Here is a 13,851-nt window from a genome sequence, read left to right as displayed (position 1 = left end):
CAAAATCCGGCGACAGAAATATTCGCTTACCTTGTAGACTAGGCCCTCGGCGCTCGCTCACCCGGCGCCTTCTTGAGTGAGCCGACGATCATCGCGCTGCCGAGTAACTTAGCGCAACAATGTCGGGAAATGTCGTTCTTACAGCGTGGCTTCCGCCGCTGTAGAATCAGGGCATGGGCAACGAAGCAGCCGTTGCAGTCAGCTATCGGCCAGCATCGGGCCTGATCCCGTTTGCCAAAAATGCCCGCACCCATTCCGAAGCCCAGGTGTCGCAGATCGCGGCTTCGATCCGCGAGTTCGGCTGGACGAACCCGATCCTTGTCGACGGGACGAACGGTATCATAGCCGGTCATGGCCGGTTGCTTGCGGCCAAAAAGCTCGGAATGCGTGAGGTCCCAGTGATCGAACTCGCCGGCCTGAGCGAGGCCCAGAAACGAGCCTTGGTCATCGCCGACAACAAGCTGGCGCTCAATGCCGGGTGGGACAGCGAGTTGCTCGGGCTGGAACTCGCCGACTTAGGCGACTTCGGCTTCGACCTATCGCTGACTGGCTTTGACGAGATCGAGATTGCGGCCCTCACCAGCGCCGCCAATCCTGGCCTGACCGATCCTGATGACATCCCTGAACAGCCGGAACGACCGATCACCTTCTCCGGCGACGTCTGGATCCTGGGCAAGCACCGGCTGATCTGCGGCGACAGCACTAACGCCAACGATGTCGAGCGCGTGCTCACCGGTGTGAAGCCTCACCTTCTGGTGACGGACCCGCCCTATGGCGTCAGCTATGACCCGGCCTGGCGGGAGCGCCTTGGTATTCCCACCGAAGGTTTGGCAACCGGAACAGTCCTGAATGACGACCGCTCGGATTGGCGCGAGGCATGGGCACTGTTCCCCGGCGACGTCATGTACGTCTGGCACGCCGCCCTTCATTCGGCCTCTGTCGTCACCAGCCTCGAAGCCAGTGGGTTCGCCGTGCGAGCCCAGATCATCTGGGATAAGACCCGGCTGGTCATCGGCCGGGGCGACTATCACTGGCAGCACGAGCCGTGCCAGCCCGCCGGTACGATGGTCCAGAAGGTGGTCGAGCGCGGCGCTGGCGCCCAACCAGCAAAAACTGAAGCAGTGCCTATCGAGACTCTCCGTAAAGGCGACTTCGTGGTTTCGTATAACCCCTACGAGAGCGTCGTTCGCCGCCGGGGCCGGGAGATCACTCGGTTCGGTGAACGTCAGTTCGACGGCATGATGCACTCGATCTCGGCCGCCGGGCGGGTAACTCGTGCCACCCCAGAGCACCGCTTTTCTGTGCGCCTGAACCCTGATGCCGCAAACAAGCAGGTGGTTTACCTTATGCGCCGCGGCAACTGGTGGCGCGTTGGGCGTGTGAGCCTATTCAATTCACGCGGCTTCGGTCTTTCCACTCGCCTTGCCGGCAACAAGGGCGAGGAGGCGTGGATCATTTCGGTTCATGACACCCCCTGCCAGGCGCAGTGCGCTGAGCAGGTTCTCTCGTGCAGATACGGCATCCCGACAACACACTGGGAAGTTGACAGCTGGGCGACAGCGTCCGAGCGCGTGCGGTCGCCGGAGATGATCGCCGCCATTTACGCTAGCCTTTCTCTGAGTGCGCTCGCAGCGCGCGCAACGTTGCTGCTTCGGGATCATCGTCTGGAGCGTGATCAACCGCTCATCACAGGTGGTGAGCGGCTGATGTTCTCGCGCAAGGCGACGCGACTTGTAAGGGCCTGCAATATCTTCGCTCAGATAATGGAGCTTCCTATGCCAGTTTCGGGCGACGAGTTTTCTTGGGCTACCGTCACCGGCAATGATGCGACACCCTTCAGTGGCCCCGTTTATTCCATGGATGTGGACCGAGACCTCCACTACGTTGCTGACGGGCTGATTACGCACAATTGCTGGTACGCCGTGAGGAAGGGCAGGAAGGGCCATTGGGCGGGCGATCGCAAACAGACCACCGTCTGGGCCATTCCGCACCGCAAGTCCGAGACCGGCCACGGTACGCAGAAGCCCGTCGAATGCATGCGGCGTCCGATCGAGAACAATTCTTCTGCTGGCCAGGCCGTCTACGAGCCGTTCTGCGGTTCCGGCACCACGATCATCGCCGCTGAGATGACCGGCCGCTGCTGCCATGCAATTGAACTCAACCCGGGTTACGTCGATGTCTCGGTGCTTCGCTGGCAGGCGTTTGTAGGGCAAGCAGCGGTACTGGAAGGTGATGGCCGCTGCTACACTGACGTCGCCGCCGATCGCGCCCTGGGGGCTGCCTGAGATGGCAAGACCCGGTCACAAGCCAGACGAAGCATCACGTCGCCAGGTCGAAGCTCTGGCCGGCTATGGCGTGCCCGAAACGGGTATCGCCGACATGATCGCTGTTGATCCCAAGACACTGCGCAAGCACTACCGGCAAGAACTCAGGATTGGCCATACCAAGGCCAATTCGGCGGTGGCGCAAAGCCTCTTTCGCAAAGCCACAGGCGAAGGTCCTCAATCCGTTACTGCAGCGATCTTCTGGGCCAAGACCCGCATGGGCTGGAAGGAAACGATCATCAACGAGCACAGTGGCGACCCGATCCAGACCATCAGCCGCATAATCGTCTCCCCATCAGATCCGGAGAAACTGAAGGCAAATCGCGGTCTCGCGCTCGTGAGCACGGATCCCGCGTGGCTGAACCGAGGCACCGGATGATCGAGATCGAGAGATACAGTGTCCGTCCTCCAGATTGAGACGGCGAGCGTTTTCCAGTCCCTGCTCGCCCCTGCCCGTTACAAGGCCGCACATGGCGGGCGTGGTTCGGGCAAGTCGCATTTCTTTGGAGGGCTACTGATCGAGGACAGCCTGGCGGAAAGAGGCCTTCGATCAGTCTGTATCCGCGAGGTGCAGAAGAGCCTCAAGGAATCTGCCAAACGTCTACTGGAGGACAAACTGGCCCAGTATCGCTTGGGAGAAGCAGACGGCTTCAAGGTGTTTCGCGAAGTTATCGAGACGCCTGGTGACGGCGTCATTGCCTTCCAGGGCATGCAGGACCATACGGCAGAGTCTATCAAATCCCTTGAAGGCTTCGGGCGGGCCTGGGTGGAGGAGGCGCAGACGCTCTCGACCACGTCGCTGGCGCTGCTGCGGCCCACCATCCGCGCCCCGGGCTCGGAGCTCTGGTTCTCCTGGAACCCGCGCCGAAAGGCCGATCCCGTCGATGTCATGCTGCGCAGCGGTGAGTTGCCGACCGCAGCAACCGTCGTTCGCGCCAACTGGTCCGACAATCCATGGTTTCCGGTCGAACTTGAACAGGAGCGCAAGGACTGCCTGCGCACAAACCCGGATCAGTATCCGCACATCTGGGAAGGCGACTATGCATCGGTGCTGTCTGGCGCCTACTACGCAGGGTCCCTTGCCCAGGCGAGAGCCGATCGACGCATCGGGAAACTCTCGCTCGACCCTTTGATGCCAATCAAAGCGTTCTGGGACATTGGCATCAGGGACGCGACATCCATCTGGATCGCCCAATTCATCGGCCACGAGATCAGGGTTGTCGACTACTACGAGGCGGTGAGGCAGCCGCTGGCGATCCATCTCGAATGGCTGCGCACGAAAGGCTATGCAGCGGCAACCTGCTATCTGCCGCATGATGGAAACCGTGAAGACGCCGTCACGGCGGTCAGGTTCGAAGACCATATCCGCCAAGCTGGCTTCGCGGTGCAGACGATCCCCAACCAGGGCAAGGGTGCCGCGCTGAAGCGCGTCGAGGCTGGAAGGCGCCTGTTCCCATCGATATGGTTCGATGCCGACCGTTGTGCCGCAGGCCTCGATGCATTGGGCTGGTACCACGAGAAATATGATGAGGCGCGCAATATCGGACTTGGACCTGACCACGACTGGTCGAGCCACGGCGCTGACGCCTTCGGGCTCATGTGCGTGGCGCATGAAGTGCCCGGCAAGCTCCCCGCCAACACACGTGCCAAGGCGCTGGCGCTGAGTATCGTCTGAATTCGAACTGTCAGGTTAATCCCTTCAATTCTAACCATTTTTTCCGTACGCAACTTGCCTGTTTGCCGCTTGTGAGCAAACTGCAAACGGTGGTTTGCAGTTTGAACACCCCGAGGAAACAGCAGCATGACGAGCGCGGTCGCCTATTACCGGGTCTCAACCCAGCGCCAGGGACGCTCAGGATTGGGCATCGCGGCGCAGCGCGCTGCCGTCGCACGCTTTGCCGAAGTCGAAGGCATGAGCATCATTCATGAGTTTACCGAGGTCGAAACCGGAAAGGGCGCGGACGCCCTCGATCGACGCCCGCAACTGACAGCCGCCCTCGCCCTGGCCCGCCAGGCCAAATGCCCGGTCGTCGTGGCCAAGCTCGACCGACTGTCGCGGGACGTCGCCTTCATTGCGGGCCTGATGGTTCAACGCGTGCCGTTCATCGTCGCGGAGCTCGGCACCGATGCGGATCCGTTCATGCTGCACCTTTACGCCGCCTTGGCCGAGAAGGAGCGCCGCCTGATCTCGGAACGCACCAAAGCCGCCCTCGCCTCGCGCAAGACAACCGGCATGAAACTCGGCAATCCAACCAACACGGCCGAGGCTGCAGCAAGGGGCCGGAAGATATCGATCGATGAAGCTGACCGGTTTGCCCAGTCGGTGCTGCCGATCATCGTGTCCATTCAACGTTCTGGCGTCACCAGCCTGCGGGGCCTTGCCATCGCCCTGAATAACCGCGGCGTTCGCACAGCCAGAGGCGGCCGCTGGCAAGTGTCCAACGTGCGTAATATTTTGGCGCGGCAATCTCCTGCGAACCTGCTTTTATAGGGGGGAATTTCCTTGGCGCGGAAATGCACCTCGTTGGCCATCAGCCAGGCGAGGATCGAGCCGCGGAATTGCCATTCGCGTGAGGTCGCGATCACCGGCAGTTCAGCCAGCACCTTGGACGTCACCACATCGGGAGGCTGCTCGATCTCAGGGCTGCACATCCACACGAAGTCAACGGTCTCGAGCGGCAGGGCAACGAATTTCGAATTCGGCATCTCGCAGGAGGCGAGCGCCATGTCGAGCGCGCCCGAATAGAGTTTCTCTGTAAGCGCTCATTTCCCCGCACATTGACGGCCCTTGCAACAACTGATCGCTTTCAGACGGACGCGTCGGGTCAGGCTGCGGCGGCTTTGAGGAAGTTGAAGGGCAGGAGATCGTCGATAGCCACGTTCTCGGGGCGCTGAGGCAGTTCAGTGAGGACGTGGCGCAACCACGCTAACGGCTCGACGCCACAGGCGCGGCAGGTTAACATCAGGCTGTAGACGATGGCGCTGGCCTTGGCTCCGTCGACAGTATCGCTGAACAACCAACTCTTCCTGCCAGTTGCAAAAATCCTGATGTCGCGCTCCAGAAGATTGTTGTCGATCGGCATGCTGCCGTCCTCGGTGTAACGCGTCAGATATCCCCATTGGTTCAGGGTGTAGGAGACGGCGTCGCCGAGCTTGCTGTCCGGCAAGACTTTTGGGGCGATGTCGTCGAGCCATGCCTTGAGAGCATGGAGGATGGGGACACTATGTTGCTGGCGGAAGCGGCGAATGCAGTGATCTCGCGTTTCGCCGTCATCGGGGATTTCGTTCCGCGCCTGCCTTTCAACTCGGTAGAGCTGTTCGAAGAACCGGAGTGCCTGTTCCGGCGGCCCGCCGCCTTTCTTCCTCGCCTTTAGGGCATCGACGAAGCGCCGCCTGGAATGGGCCATGCATCCAAGATGCGTTGCCCCTTCCAGCGTGCGCCAGGCGGAATAGCCGTCGCTCATCACGATGCCGCGGTAATCGCCGAGGAAGGCCTGCGGGTGTATCTGGCCGCGGCCCGGCTGATATTCGAGCAGCACGATCGGCTCGTCACTGTCCTGGCCGCTCCGGTATGCCCACATGTACGAGGTGCTGGCGGCCTCTCTGTCCATTTCCTTCAGCACCTGGACCGTGGTCTCGTCACCATGGATGAGGGGCTGCGATCTGAGCCGCAGCTTCAGCGCGTCATAGATGCGGGAGAGATGCTTTTCGCTCGAGCCGATCACCCAGTGGCCCAGAGCGCCTCGGCTGACAGGAACGCCGGCGCGCTCGAATGCCTGCGCCAGGCGGTAGAGCGGTGTGCCGTCGACATACTTATGAACGAGCGCGAAGGCCAGCGTCGAGGCCGTAGCGATGCTGCCCGGCAAAGGTTGCGTGGGCATCGGCGCGGTCACGACCGGCGTGCTGATCCCGGTGCGGTCGCAATGACGGCAAGCATATTTGAACCGCACATTCTGCAGGACCTTCGCCTTCACCTCGATATGAAGTTGCTCGGTAACGGTCTCGCCCATGCGATGCATCTGGTGACGGCAGCAAGGACAAGCCTTCTGGGCGTCGGGAAGGTCATACTCGACACGCTCGCGCGGCAGGTTTTCCGGCAAGGCCTTGCGGCCGCGCTTCTTTCCCGTCGCCCCTTCGCTCGCCGGCAAGCCCGTGTCCGGCAGGACAACGACATCGCCATCTTCGTTGTCGGCGGCGTCCTCATCCGCGGCCTGTTCGGCTTCATTGAAGAGGCGGTCAATGTGTTTTTCACTGCGCGGCGCAAAACGATGCAGTCGTGCAAGCGCCAGCTCTTCCTCGAGTTTGACGACGCGTTCGGTGAGTTGACGGTTCTCCGCCCGAAGCGCAGCAATACGCGCCATCAACTCTTCAACAGTCGGTTCGCCGGGTCGATTCATCAGATTCTTGAATCGAAAGCATGCCGGCGCGTCAATCGCTCAATTCGAGAGCCCTCAACCGGCAACCTGATATTGCCGCACCGGATGGCGGACCATCGCATCGATATCGATGCCGTCGAGGATCCAGTGCAATTGCTCGGTCGTAAGCGTGACCACCGCTGCCTCCCGGCGCGGCCACCGGAACTTGTCCTCGGTCAGCCGCTTCAGGACCAGCACGAAGCCGGACCGGTCAAAGAACAAGAGCTTCATCCGGTCGCGACGGCGATTGCAGAAGGCAAAAACCGCTGGAGCAAACGGATCGAGCGCCATCGTCTCTTGGACCAGAACCGCAAGGCTGTTGATGCCGGCCCGGAAGTCGATCGGCTCGCGGTGCAGGTAGACTTTCAGGTCAGCGCCCAGTCTGAACATGACCCAGTGCTCCGATGGTCGCCGTCAATGCATCCACATCACCGCATTCCAGCGTCAACTTCACGCCGTTCGGCAGTGACGCGCTCACCTTGGCTGGAGAGGAAAAAAGCGCAGCCCTTTTGGCTTCCGACCCATGCACTTCATCAGTAAGCGCGAATTTCCCCGCACCTTTTGCTGTTGAGTGCTCTGATGCATGAGGTGTCCACCCAAATAGGTGGACACCTTGTGATGGAAGAAGATGATCAGAAATTGCAGGTAAGGCTTGTTGGTCGGAACGGGCGACGCCGATACGACCCTGCATCGAAGGACCGTCTTGTCTCGGCCTGCCTTGAGCCTGGCGTGTCGGTATCGAGGCTTGCGCTCGAACATGGGGTCAATGCGAACCTTCTTCGGAAGTGGATAAAGAAGCGCACTGAGACCCAGTCCCTCCCGCCGTCCTCATCACCGGCGTTCATCCCGGTTCAGATTGAAAGCACTTCCGATCGGGTCTTGCTGCGACAGAGCAGCATGGCTGCGGTGGATTTGCCGGCGACCTGTGATGAAGTGCATGGGTCGGAAGCCAAAAGGGCTGCGCTTTTTTCCTCTCCAGCCAAGGTGAGCGCGTCACTGCCGAACGGCGTGAAGTTGACGCTGGAATGCGGTGATGTGGATGCATTGACGGCGACCATCGGAGCACTGGGTCATGTTCAGACTGGGCGCTGACCTGAAAGTCTACCTGCACCGCGAGCCGATCGACTTCCGGGCCGGCATCAACAGCCTTGCGGTTCTGGTCCAAGAGACGATGGCGCTCGATCCGTTTGCTCCAGCGGTTTTTGCCTTCTGCAATCGCCGTCGCGACCGGATGAAGCTCTTGTTCTTTGACCGGTCCGGCTTCGTGCTGGTCCTGAAGCGGCTGACCGAGGACAAGTTCCGGTGGCCGCGCCGGGAGGCAGCGGTGGTCACGCTTACGACCGAGCAATTGCACTGGATCCTCGACGGCATCGATATCGATGCGATGGTCCGCCATCCGGTGCGGCAATATCAGGTTGCCGGTTGAGGGCTCTCGAATTGAGCGATTGACGCGCCGGCATGCTTTCGATTCAAGAATCTGATGAATCGACCCGGCGAACCGACTGTTGAAGAGTTGATGGCGCGTATTGCTGCGCTTCGGGCGGAGAACCGTCAACTCACCGAACGCGTCGTCAAACTCGAGGAAGAGCTGGCGCTTGCACGACTGCATCGTTTTGCGCCGCGCAGTGAAAAACACATTGACCGCCTCTTCAATGAAGCCGAACAGGCCGCGGATGAGGACGCCGCCGACAACGAAGATGGCGATGTCGTTGTCCTGCCGGACACGGGCTTGCCGGCGAGCGAAGGGGCGACGGGAAAGAAGCGCGGCCGCAAGGCCTTGCCGGAAAACCTGCCGCGCGAGCGTGTCGAGTATGACCTTCCCGACGCCCAGAAGGCTTGTCCTTGCTGCCGTCACCAGATGCATCGCATGGGCGAGACCGTTACCGAGCAACTTCATATCGAGGTGAAGGCGAAGGTCCTGCAGAATGTGCGGTTCAAATATGCTTGCCGTCATTGCGACCGCACCGGGATCAGCACGCCGGTCGTGACCGCGCCGATGCCCACGCAACCTTTGCCGGGCAGCATCGCTACGGCCTCGACGCTGGCCTTCGCGCTCGTTCATAAGTATGTCGACGGCACACCGCTCTACCGCCTGGCGCAGGCATTCGAGCGCGCCGGCGTTCCTGTCAGCCGAGGCGCTCTGGGCCACTGGGTGATCGGCTCGAGCGAAAAGCATCTCTCCCGCATCTATGACGCGCTGAAGCTGCGGCTCAGATCGCAGCCCCTCATCCATGGTGACGAGACCACGGTCCAGGTGCTGAAGGAAATGGACAGAGAGGCCGCCAGCACCTCGTACATGTGGGCATACCGGAGCGGCCAGGACAGTGACGAGCCGATCGTGCTGCTCGAATATCAGCCGGGCCGCGGCCAGATACACCCGCAGGCCTTCCTCGGCGATTACCGCGGCATCGTGATGAGCGACGGCTATTCCGCCTGGCGCACGCTGGAAGGGGCAACGCATCTTGGATGCATGGCCCATTCCAGGCGGCGCTTCGTCGATGCCCTAAAGGCGAGGAAGAAAGGCGGCGGGCCGCCGGAACAGGCACTCCGGTTCTTCGAACAGCTCTACCGAGTTGAAAGGCAGGCGCGGAACGAAATCCCCGATGACGGCGAAACGCGAGATCACTGCATTCGCCGCTTCCGCCAGCAACATAGTGTCCCCATCCTCCATGCTCTCAAGGCATGGCTCGACGACATCGCCCCAAAAGTCTTGCCGGACAGCAAGCTCGGCGACGCCGTCTCCTACACCCTGAACCAATGGGGATATCTGACGCGTTACACCGAGGACGGCAGCATGCCGATCGACAACAATCTTCTGGAGCGCGACATCAGGATTTTTGCAACTGGCAGGAAGAGTTGGTTGTTCAGCGATACTGTCGACGGAGCCAAGGCCAGCGCCATCGTCTACAGCCTGATGTTAACCTGCCGCGCCTGTGGCGTCGAGCCGTTAGCGTGGTTGCGCCACGTCCTCACTGAACTGCCTCAGCGCCCCGAGAACGTGGCTATCGACGATCTCCTGCCCTTCAACTTCCTCAAAGCCGCCGCAGCCTGACCCGACGCGTCCGTCTGAAAGCGATCAGTTGTTGCAAGGGCCGTCAATGTGCGGGGAAATGAGCGCTTACCTTCATCACAGGTCGCCGGCAAATCCACCGCAGCCATGCTGCTCTGTCGCAGCAAGACCCGATCGGAAGTGCTTTCAATCTGAACCGGGATGAACGCCGGTGATGAGGACGGCGGGAGGGACTGGGTCTCAGTGCGCTTCTTTATCCACTTCCGAAGAAGGTTCGCATTGACCCCATGTTCGAGCGCAAGCCTCGATACCGACACGCCAGGCTCAAGGCAGGCCGAGACAAGACGGTCCTTCGATGCAGGGTCGTATCGGCGTCGCCCGTTCCGACCAACAAGCCTTACCTGCAATTTCTGATCATCTTCTTCCATCACAAGGTGTCCACCTATTTGGGTGGACACCTCATGCATCAGAGCACTCAACAGCAAAAGGTGCGGGGAAATTCGCGCTTACGTTTCTCTTCGATCACATGGGAAAGCGCTACCTCGAGTTCGATGCGAACGTAAGGGTGATCGCGGCACAAGGCGCGCAGAATGGCTGGCAGCCAGGCCGCTCCGGCAGGTCGATCATAAGCCAGTGAAGACAAGCGATTGCGCTGGCGCCTTCATTGCGCCGCTTTATCCCAATCGGAGGTCCAGGGCGGCAGTGGTATTTCGGAGGGCTTCTCGCAAATCGGCCGGTCGATGACAATACCGTAGTCCCTGGCAAGCCCAGTGACATCCGTATCCACCAGATGCGCGCAGGCGATCTCGAAGAGATTGCCGAGAATGATTGATCGTGCATTCCATACACGCGCGGTACCATCGAACGAAGCGGTTGCTAGCCGCGTCCCATCCGGACTCCAAACGATGTCAACAATCGCTTTACTGTGCCCGACAAGTCGAGCGATTTGCTTGCCCGTCGCCGCATCCCATACCTTGCCGAGACTATGGATCGGATCCATCAACAAATTACCGGACGCGGTCGCGAGCCGCGTTCCATCGGGGCTCCACTCAACATGAAGGAACACACCTTGGTCGTCTTCGAAAACCGCGATTTCCCTTCCACTTGCGACATCCCATATGCGGATTGCACCGCCATTATCGAGTATACTGCCGGTTGCGACCGCCAACCGCGTCCCGTCGGGACTCCAAGCAATGTTTGAGATCTCAAATTGCTCATGGAGCGCAGCGGTTACCTTGCCGGTTGCGGCATTCCAGACACGTACGGTTTGATCGGTTGATGCCGTTGCCAACCGTGTTCCGTCCCGACTCCATGTTATGAATCTGACAGCTCCCATATCATCCTTTAGGATGACCTCGCCTCCGCTGGCGGCGTCCCAAACGTGGCCTGTGCCATCTTCTGAAGCTGTCGCTAGACGGTTGCCAACTGGGCTCCATTCGACATGCACGATGGCCCCAGCATAATCGCTGAGAACATTTGTTTCTCGGCCTGTAGCGGCATCCCAAATACGAACCGTGCTATCCTTCGAGTCAAGAATGTCGCCAGAGGCCGTGGCTATGAGCGATCCGTCCGAACTCCATGCAACCCAATTCATTTAATCTGTGTGCTCCCCAAGCACAGTTTCCTTTTCGCCCGACACTGCATTCCATACGATGGCAGTTTTGTCCTTGGAAGCCGTTGCCAACCGCTTCCCGTCCGGACTCCATGAGACATTCGAGACTTCGTCGGCGTGCCCTGCGAGCACCGCGATCTGGTTGCCGGAAACGGCGTCCCACACCCGGCCCGTCTTATCGCTGGACGCCGTCGCCAGCCGGGTCCCATCCGGGCTCCAGGCAACCTGCAAGACTGAATCCTTGTGCCCGTTGAGTGCCAAGACCCCGTGGTTTGTTGCCATATCCCATTCGTTGATCACAGAATCCTCAGATATGGCCGCCAGTCGCGATCCGTCAAGACTCCATTCAAGACGATTGATACCTTCCGAACCGAACTGAAATCTAAGTATCCATAGTTGATTGCCAGTAAAAGTATCCCACACCCGAACCGTTCCATCATCGGACGCAGTCGCAACCTGTGATCCATCCGGGCTCCAGACTGCGACATTGACACCCAACTGGTGACCATCCAAATTTGCGACCTCGTTAGCGGTCACAGGATCCCAGATCCGTACCACGTAGTCTTGAGATCTAGGATCGTTTTTTGGCACGGTTACCAGCCGGGTTCCGTTCGCACTCCAGGCAATTCGAGCAACTGTGATTCCGGCTCCTTTGAGAACGGCGATCTCCCGGCCCGTCGCGCCATCCCACACCCGGCCCGTGTTGTCATCAGACGCCGTCGCCAGCCGCGTCCCGTCCGGGCTCCAAGCAATTTGATCGACCCCTGCCGCGTGCCCGTTAAGGACCGCGATCTCCCGGCCCGTCGAGGCATCCCACAGACGGCCTGTATTGTCCCAGGACGCTGTCGCTAGCCTCGTCCCGTCCGGGCTCCAGGTGATTTGATTGACTCGCTTCCCATGCCCCTTGAGGACCGCGATCTCCTGCCCCGTCGTGCCATCCCACACGCGGCCCGTGTTGTCGTCAGATGCTGTCGCCAGCTGCGTCCCGTCCGGGCTCCAGGCAATGTCGGTGACTTGGCTCTCATGTCCCTTGAGGACCGTGATCTCCCGGCCCGTCGCACCATCCCATACCCAGACGGTGTTGTCCCAGGACGCCGCAGCCAATCGCGCCCCATCCGGGCTCCACGTAGAGTTCCAGAACTGGCCCTTGTGCCCCGCGACTACCGCAATCTCTTTTTCTGTTACGACATCCCAGACTCGTCCTGTAAGGTCATCAACCGCTGTTGCCTTAAGCGTTCCATCCGCGTCCCAGGCTATGCGACTCACTTCGCCTCCTGCCCGCAACCTCTTAATGAGGTGTGGCGTCAGCAGTGCATTGCTGATCGCGCCGAGTGTGACTTTGAGCATGGGCGTTCGGTCGGCTACATCCCGCGGCCACGCCGCGAGCGCGAGCTTCATCGCGTCGGTCGCATCGTCAGCCAACGCTGCACTCGAAAGGGCCGCGAGCGCCGAGGTCTGGTTTTTTAGAGCCAGCGTTGCCGCCTGCTTCTCTCTTGCTGCGGCGATTCTGGCTTTTTCGGTTAGAAGATTGCTTCTGTCGCGCTCGGCCTCCGCGACTGCCCGCTGCCGGTTCGCAACATCTTCTTGTATTTTGGCTTCATGCCATTGAATCCCTGCGAAGGTTGCAACCGCGGCAAAAAGAACAGCTGTAACTGCGGCTATGCCTACCAACAGGCGGCTGCGCCGCTCGATCTTCTCCTGTGCTTCCTGACTCGTCCGAACCAGGCCCTTTTCATCTTCCGAAAGCCAGTTAGCCCGTTGCGCTAGAAAGCCAGTGAAAATCTCAAGGTCGGCTCCGGTTGCCAGGTATTTTGAGCGATCTTCTTCTTGAACGTCGCTCCAATCGCTTGCCTTACCCATCAGTCGCGCAAGACGGCGCATGTTGGGAGCGTGGCGGTTGATCCAGTCCTGCCACCAGGGCCACTGCGTCACCAATTGCTCGTGGCAGATCTCGACGGTATCTGTCCCCGTTAGCAGCAGGCGGCCATAGTCGTCCTCGGCCAATTTGCCGATGAGGGCCCGCTTTGGCTCGCCCTCCGCACCGAACTCTTCGAACCGGGCGGTTCGTCGCGTGGCACCTGCGGTTTCACCCAAGACGATCAATCGGACAAGGATCGCCTCGAGCAGGCGCTGTTCGTCGGCATTGAGCTTCTGCGTGCGCACTTCCTCGGCCACTGTGGCGAGTGCGCCCGCCACACCACCGACCGCCACGAAGCTCTGAACCAGATCGTCGCCGTGCTTCTTTCGCCTGGTCCAGGACGTGTAGAGCGCCATCTGCACCAGGGCCAGATCGCCGGGCCGGTCGCTGACCTGTTGCCGGATCTGTTTGATCAGGGCGTCCTGCTCGTCCGTATCGGTACGGCCGGCCAGCTTGAGGGGCTCCCTGACAATCGCTGCCAAGCCCTCGGTACGAGATCTGCTTAAGGCGGAAGAGCGACTCCTGGCGCCCCAGCAGCACAAACAGGGCTTCATGCGCGGAGCACAGATTGA

General features: G+C 60.4%; 10 protein-coding genes and 5 pseudogenes. 8 read left to right on the top strand and 7 right to left on the bottom strand.

Annotated features, from left to right (window positions below; genetic code table 11):
• Positions 1–173: 173 nt before the first annotated feature.
• The 5 genes and pseudogenes from DBIPINDM_RS25555 to DBIPINDM_RS25535 all read left to right on the top strand — a co-directional run.
• Positions 174–1,883 (top strand): annotated as a pseudogene (locus DBIPINDM_RS25555) (ParB N-terminal domain-containing protein); the annotation flags it as partial.
• 27 nt (positions 1,884–1,910) lie between these two features.
• A pseudogene (locus tag DBIPINDM_RS25550) lies at positions 1,911–2,285 on the top strand (DNA methyltransferase); the annotation flags it as partial.
• A gap of 1 nt (position 2,286) precedes the next feature.
• The gene (locus tag DBIPINDM_RS25545) at positions 2,287–2,703 is read left to right on the top strand and encodes a hypothetical protein (RefSeq protein WP_258581804.1); all 417 of its coding nucleotides are present in this window, start codon (positions 2,287–2,289) and stop codon (positions 2,701–2,703) included.
• Between the two features lie 18 nt (positions 2,704–2,721).
• Positions 2,722–3,999 (top strand): PBSX family phage terminase large subunit, encoded by a 1,278-nt coding sequence (locus DBIPINDM_RS25540; protein WP_258581803.1) that lies wholly within the window; start codon positions 2,722–2,724, stop codon positions 3,997–3,999.
• Between the two features lie 126 nt (positions 4,000–4,125).
• Positions 4,126–4,815 (top strand): recombinase family protein, encoded by a 690-nt coding sequence (locus DBIPINDM_RS25535; RefSeq protein ID WP_258581802.1) that lies wholly within the window; start codon positions 4,126–4,128, stop codon positions 4,813–4,815.
• A 77-nt stretch (positions 4,816–4,892) separates the two neighbouring features.
• Here the strand turns inward: DBIPINDM_RS25535 and DBIPINDM_RS43665 are convergent.
• From DBIPINDM_RS43665 to DBIPINDM_RS25520, 4 genes and pseudogenes are all read right to left on the bottom strand, one after another.
• A pseudogene (locus tag DBIPINDM_RS43665) lies at positions 4,893–5,030 on the bottom strand (hypothetical protein); the annotation flags it as partial.
• A 119-nt stretch (positions 5,031–5,149) separates the two neighbouring features.
• Positions 5,150–6,721 carry an IS66 family transposase gene (tnpC, locus tag DBIPINDM_RS25530; protein WP_258581801.1) on the bottom strand — a complete coding sequence of 524 codons (1,572 nt, stop codon included), beginning with the start codon at positions 6,719–6,721 and terminating at the stop codon, positions 5,150–5,152.
• A 54-nt stretch (positions 6,722–6,775) separates the two neighbouring features.
• Positions 6,776–7,129 carry an IS66 family insertion sequence element accessory protein TnpB gene (gene tnpB, locus DBIPINDM_RS25525; RefSeq protein WP_014761846.1) on the bottom strand — a complete coding sequence of 118 codons (354 nt, stop codon included), beginning with the start codon at positions 7,127–7,129 and terminating at the stop codon, positions 6,776–6,778.
• Positions 7,110–7,232, bottom strand: a pseudogene (locus DBIPINDM_RS25520) (IS66 family insertion sequence element accessory protein TnpB); the annotation flags it as partial. The gene tnpB (DBIPINDM_RS25525) and the pseudogene DBIPINDM_RS25520, both read right to left, overlap by 20 nt.
• 125 nt (positions 7,233–7,357) lie before the next feature.
• Between DBIPINDM_RS25520 and tnpA (DBIPINDM_RS25515) the strand changes: the two are divergent.
• Genes tnpA (DBIPINDM_RS25515) through tnpC (DBIPINDM_RS25505) form a run of 3 tightly spaced genes read left to right on the top strand, consistent with a single transcriptional unit; the run spans position 7,358 to position 9,791 of the window.
• Entirely contained in the window at positions 7,358–7,831 is a 474-nt protein-coding gene (gene tnpA / locus DBIPINDM_RS25515) for an IS66-like element accessory protein TnpA (protein ID WP_258580855.1), read from the top strand.
• Complete coding sequence (gene tnpB / locus DBIPINDM_RS25510) at positions 7,812–8,165, top strand: IS66 family insertion sequence element accessory protein TnpB (protein WP_014761846.1); 354 nt, start codon at positions 7,812–7,814, stop codon at positions 8,163–8,165. The genes tnpA (DBIPINDM_RS25515) and tnpB (DBIPINDM_RS25510) overlap by 20 nt, the downstream gene beginning before the upstream one ends.
• A gap of 54 nt (positions 8,166–8,219) precedes the next feature.
• Positions 8,220–9,791 carry an IS66 family transposase gene (gene tnpC / locus DBIPINDM_RS25505; protein WP_258581801.1) on the top strand — a complete coding sequence of 524 codons (1,572 nt, stop codon included), beginning with the start codon at positions 8,220–8,222 and terminating at the stop codon, positions 9,789–9,791.
• Between the two features lie 139 nt (positions 9,792–9,930).
• On the opposite strand, the pseudogene tnpA (DBIPINDM_RS25500) reads toward tnpC (DBIPINDM_RS25505), so the two are convergent.
• The 3 genes and pseudogenes from tnpA (DBIPINDM_RS25500) to DBIPINDM_RS43445 all read right to left on the bottom strand — a co-directional run.
• Positions 9,931–10,177: pseudogene (gene tnpA / locus DBIPINDM_RS25500) on the bottom strand (IS66-like element accessory protein TnpA); the annotation flags it as partial.
• A gap of 233 nt (positions 10,178–10,410) precedes the next feature.
• Positions 10,411–11,343, bottom strand: coding sequence for a WD40 repeat domain-containing protein (locus DBIPINDM_RS25495; protein WP_416361709.1), 933 nt, complete (start codon positions 11,341–11,343; stop codon positions 10,411–10,413).
• Entirely contained in the window at positions 11,344–13,761 is a 2,418-nt protein-coding gene (locus DBIPINDM_RS43445) for a WD40 repeat domain-containing protein (RefSeq protein WP_323806033.1), read from the bottom strand.
• Positions 13,762–13,851: the final 90 nt, after the last annotated feature.

The sequence above is a fragment of the Mesorhizobium sp. AR02 genome (genome assembly GCF_024746835.1).
Classification (GTDB): domain Bacteria; phylum Pseudomonadota; class Alphaproteobacteria; order Rhizobiales; family Rhizobiaceae; genus Mesorhizobium.
This window is presented reverse-complemented; position numbering and strand designations above follow the sequence as displayed.